At 38.0% G+C, this 20,162-nt stretch carries 14 protein-coding genes, 1 pseudogene and 1 riboswitch; of the genes and pseudogenes, 11 read left to right on the top strand and 4 right to left on the bottom strand.

Annotated elements, in window-relative coordinates; genetic code table 11:
* The first annotated feature begins 411 nt into the window (after positions 1-411).
* The gene (locus tag ABC382_RS12990; RefSeq protein ID WP_412926922.1) at positions 412-5,910 is read left to right on the top strand and encodes a collagen binding domain-containing protein; all 5,499 of its coding nucleotides are present in this window, start codon (positions 412-414) and stop codon (positions 5,908-5,910) included.
* 61 nt (positions 5,911-5,971) lie between these two features.
* Here the strand turns inward: ABC382_RS12990 and ABC382_RS12985 are convergent.
* The 3 genes and pseudogenes from ABC382_RS12985 to ABC382_RS12975 form a co-directional block, all read right to left on the bottom strand.
* Positions 5,972-7,330, bottom strand: a pseudogene (locus ABC382_RS12985) (IS3 family transposase).
* A 73-nt stretch (positions 7,331-7,403) separates the two neighbouring features.
* Positions 7,404-8,066 (bottom strand): class A sortase, encoded by a 663-nt coding sequence (locus ABC382_RS12980; protein WP_274795506.1) that lies wholly within the window; start codon positions 8,064-8,066, stop codon positions 7,404-7,406.
* 77 nt (positions 8,067-8,143) lie between these two features.
* Positions 8,144-8,329, bottom strand: a complete 186-nt coding sequence (locus ABC382_RS12975) for a 2-hydroxymuconate tautomerase (RefSeq protein ID WP_004231516.1) — start codon at positions 8,327-8,329, stop codon at positions 8,144-8,146.
* A gap of 167 nt (positions 8,330-8,496) precedes the next feature.
* On the opposite strand from ABC382_RS12975, the gene ABC382_RS12970 reads away from it, so the two are divergent.
* Positions 8,497-9,015, top strand: coding sequence for a YwhD family protein (locus tag ABC382_RS12970; protein ID WP_274795507.1), 519 nt, complete (start codon positions 8,497-8,499; stop codon positions 9,013-9,015).
* A 341-nt stretch (positions 9,016-9,356) separates the two neighbouring features.
* Here the strand turns inward: ABC382_RS12970 and ABC382_RS12965 are convergent, their stop codons facing one another.
* Positions 9,357-11,429 carry a transglycosylase domain-containing protein gene (locus ABC382_RS12965; protein ID WP_412926921.1) on the bottom strand — a complete coding sequence of 691 codons (2,073 nt, stop codon included), beginning with the start codon at positions 11,427-11,429 and terminating at the stop codon, positions 9,357-9,359.
* A gap of 317 nt (positions 11,430-11,746) precedes the next feature.
* On the opposite strand from ABC382_RS12965, the gene speB reads away from it, so the two are divergent.
* The 9 genes from speB to ABC382_RS12920 all read left to right on the top strand — a co-directional run bounded on the left by speB (position 11,747) and on the right by ABC382_RS12920 (position 19,857).
* Positions 11,747-12,619: an agmatinase gene (gene speB, locus ABC382_RS12960; RefSeq protein ID WP_274795509.1), complete on the top strand. Its 873-nt coding sequence runs from the start codon at positions 11,747-11,749 to the stop codon at positions 12,617-12,619.
* Positions 12,620-12,827: 208 nt separating this feature from the next.
* Positions 12,828-13,103 (top strand): hypothetical protein, encoded by a 276-nt coding sequence (locus tag ABC382_RS12955; RefSeq protein WP_312504997.1) that lies wholly within the window; start codon positions 12,828-12,830, stop codon positions 13,101-13,103.
* Between the two features lie 23 nt (positions 13,104-13,126).
* Positions 13,127-13,759, top strand: a complete 633-nt coding sequence (gene yidC, locus ABC382_RS12950) for a membrane protein insertase YidC (RefSeq protein ID WP_412926920.1) — start codon at positions 13,127-13,129, stop codon at positions 13,757-13,759.
* Positions 13,760-13,913: 154 nt separating this feature from the next.
* Entirely contained in the window at positions 13,914-14,345 is a 432-nt protein-coding gene (locus ABC382_RS12945) for a YwiB family protein (protein WP_274795512.1), read from the top strand.
* A complete protein-coding gene (gene argS / locus ABC382_RS12940) occupies positions 14,345-16,012 on the top strand; it encodes an arginine--tRNA ligase (RefSeq protein WP_412926919.1) in 1,668 nt (555 codons plus the stop codon). Before ABC382_RS12945 ends, argS begins: the two co-directional genes overlap by 1 nt.
* A gap of 44 nt (positions 16,013-16,056) precedes the next feature.
* The gene (locus tag ABC382_RS12935) at positions 16,057-16,185 is read left to right on the top strand and encodes a hypothetical protein (RefSeq protein WP_322604803.1); all 129 of its coding nucleotides are present in this window, start codon (positions 16,057-16,059) and stop codon (positions 16,183-16,185) included.
* 118 nt (positions 16,186-16,303) lie between these two features.
* Entirely contained in the window at positions 16,304-16,693 is a 390-nt protein-coding gene (locus tag ABC382_RS12930) for a MerR family transcriptional regulator (protein ID WP_274795514.1), read from the top strand.
* Positions 16,686-18,188 carry a class I adenylate-forming enzyme family protein gene (locus ABC382_RS12925; RefSeq protein WP_412926916.1) on the top strand — a complete coding sequence of 501 codons (1,503 nt, stop codon included), beginning with the start codon at positions 16,686-16,688 and terminating at the stop codon, positions 18,186-18,188. The genes ABC382_RS12930 and ABC382_RS12925 overlap by 8 nt, the downstream gene beginning before the upstream one ends.
* 1 nt (position 18,189) lies before the next feature.
* On the top strand, positions 18,190-19,857 hold the full coding sequence (locus ABC382_RS12920; protein WP_322604801.1) for an acyl-CoA dehydrogenase family protein: 1,668 nt from the start codon (positions 18,190-18,192) through the stop codon (positions 19,855-19,857).
* Positions 19,858-19,914: 57 nt separating this feature from the next.
* A riboswitch (cobalamin riboswitch) is annotated at positions 19,915-20,098 on the top strand.
* Positions 20,099-20,162 lie beyond the last annotated feature (64 nt).

The following is a 20,162-nucleotide window of genomic DNA, read 5'->3' as shown; positions in this document are numbered from 1 at the left end:
TGAAGAAACAGTAAAAGAACTCAATTTGAGTTTTCTTTTACTGTTTTTATTTATGTATAAATATAAATCAAATGGAAAATATTTAATTTTTAATAAGTAAATAAGCCTTAATTGTTTAGAATTTGTTCAGTTATCACTAATACAATATAATTCTATAATCCTAGGGGTGGTGAAGAATGTCGATTATGTGAATCTAAAGTAGTGGGTGATGACATAATTATTTATATTATATTCTTGGATAATCGTTATTGCCTATTTAATGTGCTTTTTTGCAAGGTAATCAACTTTGACGACAATCAAAATGAAGAAAAGAGGGATCGACCTATTGTTTGTAGCAATGAATATTAAAAGAATGCCTACGTCGTCAGCAAACACACAGGTATCTCTCTGGACTTAGAAAAGGAGAGAAGCATGAAAAACTTAAAAAAACTAAACATAGCAATAATTTTATTGCTACTCGTATTCCAAACAGTACTTTCGCCGATTTCAGTGTTTGCAGCAGAGGGTAATGACATACGGCCAATAGAAAATACGAATACAGGTAGCGGTACTAGTAAAGAGCCAGAACTGACTAATGAAGCTGAACCGGTAGAACAACCAACAGAAACACCAGCAGTACCAGAAGGAGATGCTAGTACTGATAATGGAGCAGAGTCAACAGAACCATCACAACCAAGTAACGAAGAAGTGGGGAATGATTCTGAACCAGTTGTACCAGACGAAGAAGGTGCTACTGAGACTGGAGAGGATACAGATACTGAAACGGATGAAACAGATGAGGCAGTAACTCCAGAGGAAGAGCAGCTTGAGGAGCCTATGCAAGCTGATACACCGATGCCACTTGCATTTACACCTGAATCTATGCAAGCTGATATTAGCATGTCGTTTAAGAATTTAATACTAAATGGTACACCAATTCGAGATGCTACTGATTTAGCAAACTATTCAGGACCAAAGCCGAGAAAAGGTGATCAGGTAACTTTAAATTATAGCTTTGCAGTAGATCCAACAAAGAACTATGGAGTAGGCTCTACATTTACATTCCAACTCCCGGCCAATATGATTGAAGAATTCACATCAGGCTCTTTCAATGTTGCAAGAACAACAGAATATGCGAGCTATCATTCAACATATGACAGTGCAACAAAGACGGTAACAGTTTTCCTAGATAGTGATATTGAAGAGGCGCAAGCTGGGAATATTACTTTTGACTTCGTAGCTAAATTTGGTAATTTTGCTGATGAAGAGGAGCTTGAGCAAACACTAATTATTCCAATTGAAGGTGGAACAACAGTTAACTTACCATTTGAATTTGCACCGTTAGGTAACGGAGATTTACTGAAAAAAAGTGCCGCTGCAATTAAACGTGATGCAAATGGTAAAGTGACAATTCCATGGACAGTTTGGGTAAATACAGGTGGAGAAAAACTGAATGGGGCAAGTTTAAATGATGTACCAGATATTAAACATGCATTAACAGGAGATATTACAGTTGAGCGCTATAAAGTAGGCTTAAATGGTTTTAATCCAAATAGTCCCGGTACACCTGAGACGATATTAGAAACTGCATTTCCTATTAATTTAACAGATGGGAATTATGCATACAAAGTAACATACAATACTGTCGTAACAGCTGATCCAACAGATTCAAGCATGACGTATAAGAATACAGCTACATTGATAGGAACTAATATTCCAACAACGACAGCGGATGGCACTCAAACTGTGCAGTATGGTCCTAGCTTAGATAAAGCAAGAACTGGGGATAAATATAGGTCAGAATGGACAATTAAGTACAATTGGCTTGGTCAAAAAATTCCTGCAGCTCAAGCTATATTAACAGATACATTAACAACTTCTTCTGATACTACAGGAAAACATAAAATTGACTACACAAGCTTTAAAGTATATCGTGTGACGCTATCAAATGATGGTCAAACTAAACAATCTGCTACACTTCTAACAAAAGGTAAAGATTATACTTTAACAGAAGATGATTATGATTTTAAAATAGACTTTGACAGTCCATCAAACACTACAGGACCAAACGGTGAAGTAACATCAGCATTTAAAATTGTTTATAATACAGAGCTAGAAGATGAGTTTGTAACAGATGCCAATCAAGGTACGGTTACAAATACTGTCACAAGAGGAGATGGTGGATCAGATATAGCCACTGTTGATCTTACACCAGAAATCTTTAATAAATCACGTGGCAAAATTGACTATGGAACGAAAACAATTGATTGGACTTTAACAATTAAGGCTGAGAAAAACTTGGATAACCTTGTTATTGAAGACGACTTTACAACGACAAATAAACCTGGAGACACATTAAAGCATACATTGACGCAATGGAGCGACTCAACATTTTATAATGTGACAGGCGCAGGCTCTTTAGATTATGCTATTACAGATAAAAGCGGCAATGCTCCAGCAGCAGGTAATGAAGGCTTTAAAGTAACATTTTCGAATACGATTCCAGCAGGAAGTACAATTACTATTAACTACAAAACAAAGTTTGATATTAAGCCAAATGGTAATGTAGCAACTATGTATCGTAATCTAGCAGAAGTTACTTGGGATGGTGTAGAAAGTACTGGTAATCAAGCTAGTAGAACAGCAGACTATTCACCTAACCAAGATTCTCCAACAAATAATAATGGTTATAAGAAGGTAAAGGTAAATAACAATACACAGGAATTTGCTTGGCGTGTAGGTATTAATATTAATAAACAAGATATTGATAGAGCTACATTAACGGATACATTAGGTGCAGGTCACTATATCCCTGTTCCAAATGGTGAAACATTAAAAGAGCAAATCACAATTACAAGATTGAATTTAACAACAGAAGAAGGTACAACAACTGGTCAGCCACAGTTGGATTCATCTAAATGGACTGTTTCCGAAACAGTAATGGATGGTAAAGTAACAGGCTTTGTTATTACATTTTCAGGACTAGATGCAAGTGAAAACAATGAAGCATATTTAGTAGAGTATACATCAAAAGATGCTGATGATATTTATGGACAAAGTAGTGGCAATGCAAGTCAATATACAAATAGTGCAGTGTTGGATACGCCACATAATGGTAATTACACATATAATGCAATAGCGACAATTAGTAATCATGCAAATGAATTAATTACAAAATCAGCAGCTCCTCGTCCAGCAGCAGATATTATCGAATGGACAGTAACAGTTAATGCTTCTAACTCTAAGCTTGGAAATATTGTATTAACAGATAAACCTTCTGCTAATCAAAAAGTATTAACAAATTCATTTAAAAAGCAAGAAATTAAGTTGAATGAAAAAGGTGATTTAGTAACTGGAAATACTATTACTATCAATGAAAATGAGATTGTTATAAATCCAGATGGCAGCTTTAGCATTGACTTAGGAGAGCTAAACGATAAAGGCTATATTGTTACGTATTCAACTTTCTTTATGGGCGATGGCAACACTGGAGAAACTATAAGTAACGTGGCTTCTATTGGCTATGCAGGAGCTTCAGCAGCAGGCACAACTGACCAGGATGGAGATTCAAAACTCTTTAAGTATAGTTCATCGGATTCAACTGCTTCAGCAACTAGAGGTACTATTCAACTGAACAAGTTTAAAGTAAATCCATTATCAGGAGTGCGAGAAGTATTTGAAGGCGTAACATTTGAGTTATGGAATAAAGATAATACAGTTAAGCTTGCTGAAGGTGTAACGGATGCTAATGGTAGGGTAGCATTCGAGCAAGTACGCTACGGTAAATATACTTTAAGAGAAGTGACACCAACAGGCTATGAAGTGATTCAGCCATTTGCAGTCACGATGAACGCACAATTTGATATTTTAGTTGGTGGAGAACCATATGTTGTTGAAAATATCGAAAGTGTTACTGATCCAAATGCGTGTCCTAAATTTACAATTACAGTGAACGATGCAAATGGCAATCCAATTAGCTCAGGTAAAGACATCACATTATTGAATAGCAACGGCATAGAAATAGCCCAAGGCTCAACGGATGCAAATGGGCAATTCACAGTGAAACGACCTGACACAGGTGGTTCAGAAATAGCTGTACAGGCGGGGTTATATACTGTAGAAGTAAAGAACGGAGCAGATAGTATTGTCTTAGAAAATGCAAAGATTACTGTGAAGTATGGGGATGATTGTAAGGCTGAGGTACAGCAAGCAAAAGCTTGTCCATCAGTAACAATTACAATTAACGATGAAAATAACAGTCCACGTACAAATGTAACAGTAACTGTAAAAGATTCGAACAATGCTATACTCGCTACAGAAAAAACAGATAATGATGGCAAATTTATATTACCATCTACAACACCAGCAGGTACGTATAAAGTATATGAAGGTAAACAATATTTAGGCACAGTAACAATTGATTATACAACTGGCTGTGAGGTTGAATTAACAATAGCTAGAGCGTGTGAAACATTTACATTAACAATTAATGATGTGGATGGTAAGCCGCGGGAAAATGTAGCTATAGAGATTGTTGACAAACAAAATTCTAATAAAGCATTCACTGGTAAAACGGATGTAGATGGAGAAGTAGTATTTGATAACCTTCCACCTACAGGTCTTCCGCCAGCTGAGTATGAAGTGTATGAAAATGGTAAAAAGATTGATGAGTTTGCAGTTGATACAAACTGTGCCCATACAATCCAACCAGCACCAGCGTGTCCGCAGTTTACTGTAGAGCTAAAAGGTGATAACGATATATTAGTGCCAGCTAGTCAAAGCGTAGTCATTAAGGACAAATCAGGTAACATCATTCCAACAAGTATAGATGCAGATGGACGCATTACATTTGTTTCACAAGATGTGCCAGCAGGTATGTATGATGTGTTTGATATCAAAGTTTACTTAGGTGAAATTGAAGTATCCTATAAACAATCTTGTCAAACAGAGTTACAAATTGCGCCAGCATGTCCAGATTTCACATTAACAATTAACAATGCATATGGGCAGCCACGTGCAGGTGTAAAAGTTACAATTACAGGTGAAGATGGGATTGCTGTAGAGGAAAATGGTTCAACAGAATTTACAACAGATAGCCAAGGCCAAATTGTTATTAGCAATTCAATTATCAAGCCAGGCAAGTATGTTGTAAAAGAGAATGGTGAAACAATTATTGGTACAATTACAGTAGGTAATACATGTGAGGCTACAATTCAGCCATCACGACCAGTTACACCTCCAGATCCAGTTGAACCAGGAAACCCAGGTCCAAATAACCCGGATCCAAATAACCCGGTAGATCCGAATAAACCAGATCCAAATAACCCGGTAGATCCGAATAAACCAGATTCAAATAACCCGGTAGATCCGAATAAACCAAATCCAAGTAACCCGGTAGATCCGAATAAACCAGATCCAAATAACCCGGTAGATCCGAATAAACCAAATCCAAATAACCCGGTAGATCCGAATAAACCAGATCCAAGTAACCCGGTAGATCCGAATAAACCAGATCCAAATAACCCCGTAGATCCAAATAAACCAGATCCAAGTAAGCCATCAAATCCAACACCAGGACCAGACAATCCATCTCCTTCTGATAAGGGGGATGTAACTGTACAGGATGTGATTAATCAAGGTCAGCAATTACCAGGCTTTGATCCATCAAATGCAACAAAGCAAACATTAAAGGCTTATCAAGACTTCCTTAACAATTATAATAAGCTATCAAAAGAAGATCAGTCTAAAGTAGCTCAAGCTATTGATATTAATAAAATTAAAGCAGATGCAGAGCGTTTAGAATCATTGCTAAATTCAAAAGGTAAATTACCACAAACAGATGGAGCAGATCAAACAGCGTTTGTATTTGTTGGCTTGATTCTTGTTATTGGTGCATTATTGTTAATGCGTCGCCGCCAAACAAAGGCATAAGAAAATTAATAATAAAAAGCGCCTCCAATTGATCTGACCCAAAAAAGTTAGACATATTTAGTTAAGCTACTTCTAAGACCTGAGTTCGGTACTCCACCGGGCTTAGGTCTTTTAATTTTGCCTTCATTCGTTTGTGATTGTAATAGTGAATATAGTCATGAAGTTCCTGTTCGAAATGTGCCATGGATTTTAAATTCTTGTAGATACAGGAGTTCAGATTTTAATAAGCCAAAGAAATTTTCTATGACTGCGTTATCTAAACAATTGCCCTTACGGGACATACTTTGCGTAATCCCATGTTGTTTTAAGGTTCGTTGATACTTTTTCATTTGATAGTGCCAACCTTGATCCGAATGAAGAACGACTTGATCACCTGATTGAATGCGCTCCAATGCTTGTTCTAGCATATCATGGACGAGGTTATACACTGGACGATTCATTACCGTGTATGCAATAATTTCGCCATTACATAAATCAAGGACTGGTGATAAATAGCGTTTCTCACCAAATAGATGGAACTCTGTCACGTCTGTTACCCATTTCTCGTTCATTTTTTTCGCTGTAAAATCACGTTGTAATATGTTTGGGGCAATTTTTCCGACTTTTCCTTTATACGAACGATATTTCCTCATGCGGACTTCACATTTTATGCCAATGGCATTCATCAAACCGTTAATCGTTTTGGGATCATGAACAATGCCGTATTTTTTAAGTTCTTTAGCAATCCGACGATAGCCATAAAGTCCCTTATGTTCATGATAAATGGACTGAATTGCGACTTTCACATCAGCGTATTTATCAGTACGATTCAAACGCTTTTCCCAGTAATAATACGTACTACGTGGAATATCAGCGACTTTGATTAATTCCACCACTTCATAGATTTCCTTTAGTTCGTAAATTACTTGCGCTTTGATTTGGTTGGTAATTTTTCTTTCATTTGAACTAAAGTATTCAACTTTTTTAAGTAGGCATTCTCCATTTCTAATTGTTTAATACGTGCTGTTAACGCCTCAACAGACCCTTCAGCTGGTATTGATTTCGTTGTTCTTTTTGTGTCATTTTTCATGGATGGACGCCCCTTTTTCTTGGAAACAAGAGCATCATAACCACCAACTTCAAACTTTAATTTCCAACCCCGAATTAAGCCAGAAGATGAAATATTAAAGAGAGCAGCTGTATCAACTGAAGATGTACCTGTCTCGTTCATATAATTTAGTACATTCATTTTATAGTCAGCTGAATAGTTTGTATAGGACTTTAAGAAAGTCTCTACACCATTTTTTTGATAACGGCGAACCCATTCACTTACAACCCTTTTTGTCACTCCGATGTCTTCTGCGATTTCAATCATAGATTCATCTCCATTTAAGTATCGCTGGACTGCTTGAATACGTTGTTCAGCCTTTACTTTTGCCATAAAAAAACCCCCGTAAAAGTTAGATTGGTGTCTAACTTTTACGGGGCAGTTCAAATTTGGAAGGCGCTTTTTATTAGGGCTGAAGGATATCCTGTGCATCTTCTATAGGATAGCTTTGCACAAAGTCTGCCTGTATAGCTAGTCGCTTCGTTCCTTTCTCTGCACAAGTAATCAATGTTAGTAATGTTTGGTCAGGAAGGTCGTCAATAATATAAATATCTGTTGCAGCAATCACTTTTTTGGTTGCCAATTTATATTCATACACATCTGTCATATCTGTTACATAAATGATGTCACCAACTTGTGCTTGATAGAGTGGGCTAAATAGAATATCCTTATTCTCGAAATAATGACCTGCTAACGCATAGTTTCCTTGTCCAAGCTGCTGATCAGGCTTCAGTGTACCAGCCCCAGCGGCAAGGACAGCGTTGCCAACGCCCTTTAAAATAGGAAGCTGCATCTGTACATTTGGCACGATAATACTGCCTATTACAGGCATATTGCTAGCCTTTATTTGCGCTTGGAGCACCTCTGCAATAGAAAGTGATTGTACATTGTCAAACTCAAAATCTGCATGTGCTTGATTGTTTTTTTCAATATCCGTTGCACTATAATCGGCTGTATTTAATTGATCACTTAAACGGTCAATAATTGCATTTTGAATGGGCTGAATAAAAATAAGTAATAGACCAATAATCAGTATTAAAATAAGTAAGATTCGTTTGTAGTGCTTCAATCTATCACATCCTGACATTGAAATAACAAAATCTCTATAAAAAAGGGTAGAGTGTTACTTGCTCTACCCAGTTTTTCTTATTTATCACTAAAACGTACGCCTGCAACGCCGTAATGGTTTTTAGACATTTCTTCGATAAAAACTGTTACATTTTCTGCAGGTGCATTTACCGTGCGAGAAACGGCCTCTGTTACTTCTTTGACAAGAGCACGTTTTTGTTCCTCTGTACGACCTTCAAGCATTTTCACTGTTACGTATGGCATAATATTGCCTCCTTTATAGAATAATGTTGTATAGTTAGTTTATAAGAAAGTATAAACTTCTTACTTGCGTTGAGGCATACGCGCAATGTTGAAAATAGCGTTTAGTATGACAGAATAATGCGTCGGTATGCTTTCCTTTATAATAGCAGAACGGAGGATATTTAAGTATGGCAAATGAAGAAAAACCAAAACAAAAAATGGGTTTTACCATTATAAAAAATGATCCAACAGATGGACATAAAGGGTTTGGAATTGGTTCACTTTCACTAGAGAATGTATCGCCCGTGATAATTGATGTAGAAGAGGGAACAGCTTCTGTTGAAATTGGTGCGATGCATGCACGTAGTGATGTAGAACGAGGTATTAAATTTACGGTAGATCGCGCTGATTCAGAGGGTGGAAAACCGTATTGGCTAGTATGGGTGACTATCGATCATAAAGAGGATGGGCCATACTATGCAGGTGTAACTGCTTGTGAAATGGTTGTTAATCGCGAAAAGCGTCGTGGTTATAAAATTTTAGCTGACCATGTAAACAAAATGGATAAATCCATGAAGCGTCAAATTATTGTAGAGCATATGGATGCACCGTCTAAAAAAGTATTGGCTACTTTCCTAGAGCAACTTAATCCTGAATTATGGAAACGTAGTGAGGAGCAATTGCGTCAAGACTTATTTGTTGAATAGTCCAACAATGATTGAACAATCTGTGACATTTTGCAATCGCTTTCGATATTAGGTTGAAAGTGGGTTTGAAACAAAGTACACTTGATGCAGAGCTTACATTTTAGTAAGCTAGGACACTTGGTATCGCGAATGTGATGAGCGCTATGCGGCATTTGAACAACCCAAACCCAAGCCAAATGCCCCATGATGCTCATACTTCGCGAACCATAAAAAGAAAAGCTTTCTGTTCCCACGGACATGTTTCCGGGGAAGAGAAAGCTTTTCTTATTTTTTTGTCTATTCGTTACTTTGTCGAGAGCCTTCATAACATAGAACGTGTAATGCTCAAAAAGGTTTCCGAATTATTGCTTATTTTTTTCATCGCCTTTAAAAAGTGAGAAAGGAAGCATGTTCCAAAACTCTCCCCAAGTATTATTGTCCAGAATATCAAAGTTTGTACATTTTTCAGTTGGTACATCTTTAGATTCAACATAGACAAGACGCTGTTTAGGACAAGCATCAGTCGCTAATTTCCCTGTTTCGATATCAATGACAACGCCTTCTACACCTTTAGGTTTTTTGAAATCTTCATTTTTCGTTCCTTTGTTGACAGTTTCCATAAAGTCGATCCAAATCTGTTTTGTGGCAGCAGTGTCTTCCTTTGTTGTAAGGTTTTTACCCTGGTCGTAGCCATTCCATACACCAGCAGTTAGGCTTGGTGTGAAACCAATTAGCCATTGGTCACTATTAGTAGAGCCTGATTTGGCAGCATAAGTGTGTGTCATTCGTGAACGGATACTAATTCCTGTAGCAGGTGAATAATCACTGAACACAGGGTCGAAAATACCTGTCATCATTTCAGTCAAAATGAATGCATTTTCTTTTGAAATAGCCTTCTCAGCCTTGCTTGTAACATCTTTGTTTTCATAAATAACATCGCCATTTGCATTTTTAATGGACACAATTGTTGTTGGAATGGTTTGCTGTCCCTGCGACGCTAAAATATTATAAGCATTTGTCATTTCATATAGCGTCGTTTCAATTGTACCAAGTGCGATTGATAAATTATCTTTCGTACCAATCCCTACGCTAAAACGGTTTGCCATATCATGAAATTCCTTGAAGCCGATGTCCTCTAATGTTTTAACCGCGTATATATTATCTGAAATAGCAATTGCTTGCGCCATTGTCATATCATGATCTGCAAACTGACCATTGACGTTTTTAGGTGCATACGTTCCACGACCATTATCATAAGTAAAGGTCGTTTCACCGACATCTAAAAAAGTAAGTGGTGTGTAGCCATTTTCTAGTGCCGCCGCATACAATATCGGCTTTATAGTAGAACCTGGTTGACGTTTAGCTTGCGTTACACGGTTAAATGAGCTCACTGAATAATCACGGCCTCCAACTAATGCAGTAACAGCACCTGTTTTCGATTCCATACTAACGAATGCTGTTTGGAGATCATTCGCAGGCATATTTTTTGCAACTGCTTCTTCAGCTGCTTTTTGATGCTCCAGGTTAAGCGTCGTTTGAATCGTCCAGCCACCTTCACTAATATCGAGATTTTTCGTTTTTAAAATTTCACTGGCCTCTTGCCAAGCAACATCAAGGAAATAAGGAGCGACAGATTTTGTTGCAACCCAACTATCATTTTTTAAGACAAGCTGTTCATTTTCAGCACGTGTTTTTTCCTCTTGTGAAATAGCCCCTTGATCTGCCATAAGCTTTAAAATAACATGTTGGCGATTTGTAGCCTTTTCTAAATTGGCAATCGGCGAATAGATACTTGGTCCCTTTGGAACACCCGTTAACATGGCTGCTTCTGCAAGGGTTAAATCGCTGGCAGATTTCCCGAAGTAAAACCGACTCGCAGCTTCCACACCATACATGCCGTGACCATAGTAGACAGTATTTAAATATCCCTCTAGTATTTCGTCCTTATCATAAAAAACTTCTAATCTATAAGCATAAAGGGCTTCATTTAACTTACGTGTCCAAGATTTTTCATGGGAAAGATAAAGGTTACGTGCATATTGCTGCGTAATTGTACTAGCTCCTTGGACCTTTCCACCAGCTTTAATATCCACTAAAATGGCACCAGCAATACGTGAATAATCAAAACCGCCATGTTTATAAAAATCTTTATCCTCAACAGCAACTACTGCTTCTTTTAAATAAGGTGACATCTCATCGAGACCAACCCAATAACGTCGTTGATTTGTAAAGTGGTCCCCAATTTGGTTCTCATTTTCATCTAAGAAGATGGAGGCTTTCGGTACGGTTAAAGGCGGTGCACCAGCCACTTGAACATAGATGCGGAGAGCGACAAATGCTACGACAATTGCAGATGCAAAGGCGACAAAAAGAGTAAGGGTTTTACGGGTGCGCTTTACACGCTTTTGCTTTCGATGATAGCTTTTTCGTTTCATCCGACTTCACCTCGTTTTCTCACAACTTCGAATTTAGCTTTAGTATGTGTTCGAACAATCATCTTTAATCGAAATTCTAACTAAAAACTATTGCACTTTATTCAAAAACATCTATACTTTTTTTGTACTACTTGAAACGCAAGCATTCGACATAAACGTCACACCTTGTAGATTTTAATCGAAATTTGCTAGACGTTACAATAATGTATACGAGGATGAAAGGATACAGGTTTCATTACAATCCTGTAAGCCATAATAGAGGAAATTAAAGAATAGCGATGAACAAAAACATATTTTAATGATTCGGAGGGCTAGCAATGAGATTTGATGAAGCTTATTCAGGAAATGTTTTTATAAAAAGTCACCCTACTTATGAGGATGCACAAGCAGTTATTTATGGGATGCCAATGGATTGGACAGTAAGTTATCGTCCAGGATCACGCTTCGGTCCACAACGTATTCGTGAGGTATCAATTGGTCTTGAAGAGTACAGCCCATATTTAGATCGTGAGCTTGAAGAAGTTAAGTACTTCGATGCAGGTGATATTCCACTACCTTTCGGGAATGCACAGCGTTCATTAGATGAAATTGAAAAGTTCATTGAAAAATTATTAGCGGATGGCAAAGTTCCAGTTGGTATGGGAGGGGAACATTTAGTGTCTTGGCCTGTCATGAAGGCTGTTTCTGCTAAATACGATGACCTTGCGATTATTCACTTTGATGCACATACGGATTTACGTGTGGAATATGAAGGAGAGCCACTTTCTCACTCAACACCAATCCGTAAAATTGCAGAACATATCGGACCAAAGAATGTCTATTCATTTGGCATTCGTTCAGGCATGAAAGAAGAATTTGAATGGGCGAAGGAAAACGGCATGCACATTTCAAAATTTGAAGTGCTTGAACCATTAAAAGAAGTGCTACCAACATTAGCTGGACGCAATGTTTATGTAACAATCGATATTGATGTTTTAGATCCAGCCCATGCACCAGGTACTGGGACGGTTGATTGTGGTGGTATTACATCCAAAGAATTACTAGCCTCTATCCATGCTATTGCAGCAAGTGGTGTAAATGTTGTAGGCTTTGACCTTGTAGAAGTAGCACCAATCTACGACTCATCAGAAATGACAGCAAACACAGCCTCTAAATTATTACGTGAAATGATTTTAGGCTGGGTAAAATAAGTAAAATAGCGATTTGTTGGGGTTAGCTAAGGCTAGCCCCATTTTTATATTTAAAACAATAAAATTGAAACTTATTTCAATTACTTTCGTATAAGAAAAATAGAGTAAAAAGAAATAATCTAAGGACCATGATTTCAATGGATAGTATGGTACCTGAAATCATGTTTATTCCTAGCTAACGTAATAAAAATAGGGAAGGAGGAGTATGATGATTTGGTCACTTCTCATCAATGATTTATTCATCTTTGTCAGTACAATGGAATACTTTTGGCTATTAGCTTCTTTACTTTTAACTGTACTAAGTGTTCATTTGCATTTGTATTTAGTTAATAAAATAACCATTCAAGAAGTGAAGGACGAAGAGTTTGAAGTTGACTATAATATCACGAATACTTGGACTCCACCTATGTTAACGTGGTTTGTTCTTTGTATTAGAACGTCAGAAGATAATGAGGAAGAAAGTGTCTCTCCTAGTTTCATTTAAAGTTTAAACTAGGAGGAATAGCATTGTTAACATTTTTAGCACAACCTATCATTTACCTCATACATTTCATCCATTCTTTCACAGGAAGCTATGCGATTAGTGTTATTGGTATTACGATAGCGGTAAGATTAATTCTTATGCCGTTATTTATTCGATCAGCTCAACACCAAAAGCGTTCAAAAGAATTAATGACATCAATTAAGCCTGAATTAGATGCCCTAACTGCTAAGTTTAAGAATAGTAATAACGAATCTGAAAAAATAAAGGTTCAACATCAAATTCAGGAGTTAACAGCAGGTTCTTTAAAAAGTTCGTTATTAGGTTGTTTGCCAATCATTATTCAATTACCTATATTATTTTCACTGTATTATGCGATTAAACTAGATTCAGTTATCGCAAGTGAAAATTTCCTTTGGATGAATTTAGGTACGATAGATATTGGCATTTCGATGATTGCTTGTTTGATCTATTTAATTCAAAGCTGCATTTCTTTAGAAAAAAGCCAGCCATTAAATATGAAGGTTATGGTGTTCGTTAATCCAATCATGATCCTTATTTTTAGTTTGTTCAACCCTGCGATTATTCCAATATACTGGACTGTTAGTGCTTTATTATTAATGATTCAACAATTGATTATAAAAAAAAGGTATAGATAGAATGATAAAGTCCTCTCTTAATAAAGGGAGGATTTTTAATTTTTCCATATAAACACAGCAGATGTGTTCTAGTTGACTTCTACCTTGAAAAAACATCCGTATTCATCCTATAATAAAAAGGTTATAGTAAAAGACTAAAAAGGGAGCGTCCGTTATGGCGAACGATGTAAGATCGCAAGTGAACATTAAGCTCATTTCTACAATTCATCCAAGCGATGGAGAGTCCGAAAGTTATGAAATGTGGCTTAAAGGGCAGCTACTTGAAAAAGCAGGAAGCTTGTATTTGAAATATGAAGAGGTGCAGGAGGATAAAACCATCCGCACAACGATGAAATTAGGTCAAGAGAAGGCACTCATTATGCGTGCTGGAGCGGTCAATATGCGGTTACCACTTAACATAATTGAACAACAAATGGGACATTATGAGAGTGAGTTCGGTTCCATGCCACTCGTTATAGATACGAAGAAAATGACATTTACGAAGCAGGCAGTAGGCGGAGATTTCCATGTACAGTACGATTTACTAATGGGTGGGCAATCCGTTGGCAACTATACATTAGATATTACATTTACGGAGGTACAATGATGAACGCAGTAGAACAAGTACAACAGGCTATAAAAGCAGCACTAGCTCAAGCTGTTGAAAAAGCTGGCTTAGTGGAGGTTGGCACAGAATTAACGATTCACCTGGAAACACCAAAGGATAAAGCAAATGGTGACTATGCAACTAACATTGCGATGCAATTAACAAAGCTTGCTAAAAAGCCACCACGTGCCATTGCAGAAGCTATTTTAGAAAACCTTGATTCAGCTGGAACAGATATCGAAAAAATCGACATTGCTGGTCCTGGTTTCATGAATATTACCGTGCGTAAAGATTTCCTAACAGGGGTAGTTACACAGGTCCTTGAGCAAGGCGCTGACTATGGTTGTTCAAATGCTGGCGCAGGTGAAAAAATTCAAGTGGAGTTCGTTTCTGCGAACCCTACAGGGGATCTTCATTTAGGACATGCGCGTGGAGCATCTGTCGGAGATTCATTGTGTAATGTATTAGATATGGCTGGTTACAATGTCTCACGTGAGTACTATATTAATGATGCAGGAAATCAAATTAATAACCTTGCTTATTCATTAGAAGCACGCTATAAGCAAGCGTTAGGACTAGATGCTGAAATGCCAGAGGATGGCTACCATGGCCAAGATATTATTGATATCGCTGGCAAGCTTGTGAAAGAGCATGGGGATGCTATTCTTGAAAAATCAGATGAAGAGCGTTTTGCATTCTTCCGCCAGCACGGTTTGGCGTTGGAATTAGATAAATTAAAAACAGACTTAGCAAACTTCCGCGTGAACTTTGATGTTTGGTATTCAGAAACATCTCTATATGAAAACGGTAAAATTGAAGTAGCTTTAGATAAATTAAAAGCAAATGGCCATGTGTTTGAAGAGGATGGTGCCACTTGGTTCCGCTCTACAACATTTGGGGATGATAAAGACCGTGTGTTAATTAAAAATGATGGGTCTTTCACATATTTAACGCCAGATATTGCTTACCATGAGGATAAAATTGTTCGTGGCTTCGATAAGTTAATCAATATTTGGGGAGCTGACCACCACGGGTATATTCCACGTATGAAAGCAGCGATTCAAGCACTTGGCTATGATCGCGATACATTAGAAGTTGAAGTGATTCAAATGGTTCAGCTTTATAAAAACGGAGAAAAATTCAAGATGTCTAAACGTACAGGAAACGCAGTAACGATGCGTGAGCTTGTTGAAGAGGTAGGCCTTGACGCAGTTCGTTACTTCTTCGTGAAAACAGCTGGCGATTCTCATATGGACTTTGATCTTGATCTTGCTGTATCACAATCTAATGAAAACCCAGTGTACTATGCACAATATGCACATGCACGTATTTCGTCTATTTTACGTTCAGCAAATGAGCAAGGTTTTGCTGCCACAACAGAACATTTGAATCTGTTAACAGCAGAAAAAGAAATTGATTTACTGAAAAAAATCGGCGATTTCCCGAGAGTGGTTGCTGAAGCAGCGAAACACCGTACACCTCACCGTATCGCAAACTATATTCAAGAAACAGCAGCTGCATTCCATAGTTTCTATAATGCAGAAAAAGTATTAGATGCTTCAAACAAAGAATTAACAGAGGCTCGTTTAGCATTAATTACAGCTGTACGCACAACAATTGCCAACGCACTGCGTTTAATCGGCGTATCTGCACCAGAAAAAATGTAATCCTTTTTAAGCTCCTAACATGAAATGTGTTAGGGGCTTTTTTGATGGATAAAAAGCGAAAAGTGAGCGATAGATTTCTAAAAGTGACGGATAGAGCAATGAAAATGATGGATAAAGCTCCAAAAGTGGTGGATAGAGCACTGAAAATGCCTGATAAACCTACAAATGAATGAAGAGAACACTAGATTATCTGCTTCACTCTTATTTTTTCTGTAAATTCCGAAAATTTTGTTGAACTTTACGTTAACGTCAATGGTATACTGTTGCCAATTAGGAGAGGTGGGGATGGCTTTGATAACAATTCAGGAGGTAGCAAAGCAGTTTAATGTGTCAACACGTACTATTCGTTATTATGAGGAACTTGGCCTTCTTTGTCCCCATCGTTCATCTACCAATCAACGAACCTTTTCAAGGAAAGAATTGGCGAAGCTCAAGCTTATATTCAGAGGAAAGCGTTACGGCTTTTCGTTAGAAGAAATTAAGGAAATGGTTTTACTGTTTGATTTTGATCGTTCGGGTATTCAGCAATTGGAGCGAACAGTTGAATACGGAGAACAAAAAATTCAAGAGATAGATCACAAAATAGCCGAGCTTACACAAATGAAGCAGGAGTTACAACAAATGCATAGCATGTTTAATGAAAAATTAGCGACTTTAAAGGGAGAGATGCACGATGAATAGTTCCAATTTGTTAGCACGTAATGCCCGTAAGTATCCAAAAAAAGAAGCCGTTATTTGTCATGGCAGAAGAGTGAATTACCTTGATTTAGATGAGCAAGTGACGCGATTTAGTCATGCCTTGCTGGAGCAAGGAGTAAAGCAGGGTGATAAGATTTTAATCTTTATGCCGAACACTTTAGAGTTTGTTGTGAGTTATTTTGCCATTCAGCGTATCGGAGCTATTGTTGTTCCAGTTAATGCGAAATTTACATTGCAGGAGGTCGAATATGTGGCGCAGCATGCCGAAGCGAAAGCCATTGTCGTTCATGAGGCCATTTTTACTGCAGTCGAGCATCTAGCTATTGTCCCAATAAAAATTAAAACAGGCTCAGAAAAAGCAGGCTGGCTTCATTATGAAACGATGATACAAGATGCTAGTACACAACTGATAGATTGTCAGCTTCATGAAGATGACGCTTCGACTATTTTGTATACTTCAGGTACAACAGGTAAACCAAAGGGTGTGTTATTTAGCTATCGTAATATATTAACAGTGGCACAAATGATAGCGGTTGAAATGGAAGTTAAGCCTGAGAGTCGGATTTTGCTCATGATGCCATTAACACACTCGGCACCATTGCATTTATTTTTAATGGCAGGCGTATTAGTAGGTTCGACAAATGTGTTAACACCAACTTTTACTCCTGATCTATTTATTGATTCAATTGAACAGGAAAAAACAACGCATTTCTTTGGTGCACCTGTTGCTTATCTATTAACAGCGCAGATGCCAAGATTGAAATCAGCTGATTTGTCTTCAATGAAGTGGTGGGTCTATGGTGGTGCACCCTTATCCCAACAAGAGGTTCGTTTCATTCAACAAGCATTTCGAACAAGTAATTTAACTTGTGTGTATGGCTTAACGGAGGCGGGACCAAGTGGCTCATTATTGTTTGGGAAGGAACATGAAACAAAGGCAGGTAGTATTGGTCAGCGGGCCCCGCTTGGTACAGAATTAAAAATTATCAATGATAATGGAGAAGATGTAAGTGTTGGTGAAGTAGGGGAAATTGTATTACTAGGTGAGGGGAATATGCTTGGCTACTACAAGGATGAGGTAGCGACTAATGCGGCCTTTATAAATGGTTGGTTGAAAACAGGGGACTTAGCTCGAATGGATGAGGACGGCTTTATTTGGATTGTTGATCGGAAAAAAGATGTGATTATTTCGGGCGGTGTCAATATTTATCCGAAAGAAATAGAAGATTGCCTATTAGGCTATGAGGGCATATTTGAAGTGGCAGTTATTGGTGTACCACATCCACAAGGGGGAGAAACGGTGAAGGCGGTTTATTCTGCTAATCAAGAAATTGATGAAAATGCTTTAAAAGAATATTTAGAGGACCATCTTGCGAAGTATAAAATTCCACGCATTTTTGAAAAAGTGAAAGCGCTACCACGAAATGCTTCAGGCAAAATTTTAAAACAATCCTTGAAGGGACAAGAGGTGAGATAGTATGAAAGTTTTACAACAGGAGAAAACGCGGCCGACGAATTTTTTTACAGATGATGAGACGCTCCAAAAAGTGATAGAAATGATGTTAGATCAAGAGTTTTTATCCTACGCAAAGCAAGAGCTAGCGGATTTCGGGGAGCTATGTGCAGGTGATATTGATGCAAGAGCGAAACATACAGATCGACAGGGGGAGCCTCGCCTTCAAAGGTATGATGCTTATGGTGAAGAGATATCAGAGGTTTGGGTCAATGATGGCTACAAAAAAACAATTGAGGAGACATATAATACAGGCATTGTTGGCTACGTGCACAAGGATATTCCGCAGCTAGGGCGCAAAGGAAATTATGTCTATAGCTTTGCGCAAGGCTATTTGCTGTCCCATGCAGAGCCAGGTTTTTATTGTCCTGTGACATTAACAATGGCTACTGCCTATCTATTAGATCATTATGCTGATGACGAGGTTAAACAGCGTTTCTTACCACATGTTTGTGCAACAGGTGATACAGAGTTATATGAAGGAGCAACATTTTTAACTGAACGTCAAGGGGGCTCAGATGTAGGGGCGAATGTTGTGGAAGCGAGAAGGGAAGGCAATGAATTCCGCCTCTATGGTGAAAAATACTTCGCTTCCAATGCCGGTATGTGTGGGGTAGCAATGGTGTTGGCACGTCTAGAAGGTGCACAAGCAGGCTCTAAAGGATTAACCTTATTTGCTGTTCCTTGGCGTAAAGAAGACGGAACGGCAAATCATCTACGTATTCGACGACTAAAAGATAAGTTGGGTGTTCGGGCAGTTCCATCTGGTGAGGTTGAATTTGATGGTGCACTTGCTTATGTTGTAGGTGAACAAAGTAAGGGGATTTATTATATGCTGGAGGCACTGAATCTCTCAAGAATTTGCAATGCCGTAGCATCGATTGGGATTATGCGTCGAGGTTTCTTAGAGGCGAAGCATTATGTGACAAATCGATATGCATTTGGCAAGCCTTTAACACAATACCCAATGATTCAAGATACATTAGGGAAATTTGCAGCTAAGCTACATGTAGAAGTAGCGACCGTTTTTGATCTTATTCAATTATACGATAAAGTAACGAATGGGCATGGAACACAACAAGATGTTATTATGAATCGTTTATATATTGCCATTATGAAAAAGGAAACGGCAGAGCAAGCGGTTCATTATGCTAGTGAAGCAATTGAATTACATGGTGGCAATGGTTATATTGAGGACTTTGTGACACCGCGCTTACTGAGAGATGCTCAAGTGTTGACGGTATGGGAGGGCACGGCTAATATTCTGGCGTTAGAGCTTATTCGGTTAGTGGATAAGTATCAGGCACATGAGCTATTTGTCAGTGAGATGGAAGAACGGTTAGAAAAATTAACAGATAGCGCTTTGGTGCAAATTGTGAGAGAGCAATTGGTGAAACTAGCTGGGATCTTACAAATTTTTAGTGCTTTAGATGATGCCACGAAAACATTTGAAGCAAAAGATGTTGCAAAGAAAATGGCGCTGTTATATGAAAGTGTCGTAGCAGTTGAATGGGCGCAAAAATTTGGTGGAAAGTATGAAAAGTTTGCGGACGTTTATTTAGAACAGGCATGGTCATTGCGACAAATTGGAGATCAGATGAAAACCGTACAATATTTTTCTGATATTGTATAGAAGCTAGAAGTCGTCTTGAATAGGGGCGACTTTTTTTCGTTTTCATGTATAATAAAATCAACTGAATAGTATAAAGGTTCTTTACTTAAGTAAAGTGAAAAGGGAAAACGGTGTAATTCCGATGCGGTCCCGCCACTGTAAATGTGAGTTTTTTCAAAAGATGCCACTGATGATATTCGGGAAGGCTTGAAAAGACGTAATAAGCATAAGCCAGGAGACCTGCCTTTATAGTATAGACATAACAGCCTACGAGGATAGGGTGGTGGATTTTGTATCAGTTCTTTGGTGCAATGTTAACCCTTCAT

Origin of the sequence: Lysinibacillus phoenicis (assembly GCF_047238325.1) — a bacterium.
GTDB classification, from domain to species: Bacteria; Bacillota; Bacilli; order Bacillales_A; family Planococcaceae; genus Lysinibacillus; species Lysinibacillus irui.
Note: the sequence above shows the minus strand (reverse complement) of the source record. Positions and strands in the feature narration are given on the sequence as shown.

Bases quoted from the DNA above. Each gene is read 5' to 3' on its own strand.
- ABC382_RS12970 (WP_274795507.1), top strand. From the start codon at position 8,497: ATGGCAAATGAAGAAAAACCAAAACAAAAAATGGGTTTTACCATTATA.
- ABC382_RS12945 (WP_274795512.1), top strand. From the start codon at position 13,914: ATGGCGAACGATGTAAGATCGCAAGTGAACATTAAGCTCATTTCTACA.
- ABC382_RS12965 (WP_412926921.1), bottom strand. From the start codon at position 11,429: ATGAAACGAAAAAGCTATCATCGAAAGCAAAAGCGTGTAAAGCGCACC.
- ABC382_RS12990 (WP_412926922.1), top strand. From the start codon at position 412: ATGAAAAACTTAAAAAAACTAAACATAGCAATAATTTTATTGCTACTC.
- speB (WP_274795509.1), top strand. From the start codon at position 11,747: ATGAGATTTGATGAAGCTTATTCAGGAAATGTTTTTATAAAAAGTCAC.
- ABC382_RS12935 (WP_322604803.1), top strand. From the start codon at position 16,057: ATGGATAAAAAGCGAAAAGTGAGCGATAGATTTCTAAAAGTGACGGAT.
- ABC382_RS12955 (WP_312504997.1), top strand. From the start codon at position 12,828: ATGATTTGGTCACTTCTCATCAATGATTTATTCATCTTTGTCAGTACA.
- ABC382_RS12925 (WP_412926916.1), top strand. From the start codon at position 16,686: ATGAATAGTTCCAATTTGTTAGCACGTAATGCCCGTAAGTATCCAAAA.
- ABC382_RS12920 (WP_322604801.1), top strand. From the start codon at position 18,190: ATGAAAGTTTTACAACAGGAGAAAACGCGGCCGACGAATTTTTTTACA.
- argS (WP_412926919.1), top strand. From the start codon at position 14,345: ATGAACGCAGTAGAACAAGTACAACAGGCTATAAAAGCAGCACTAGCT.
- ABC382_RS12975 (WP_004231516.1), bottom strand. From the start codon at position 8,329: ATGCCATACGTAACAGTGAAAATGCTTGAAGGTCGTACAGAGGAACAA.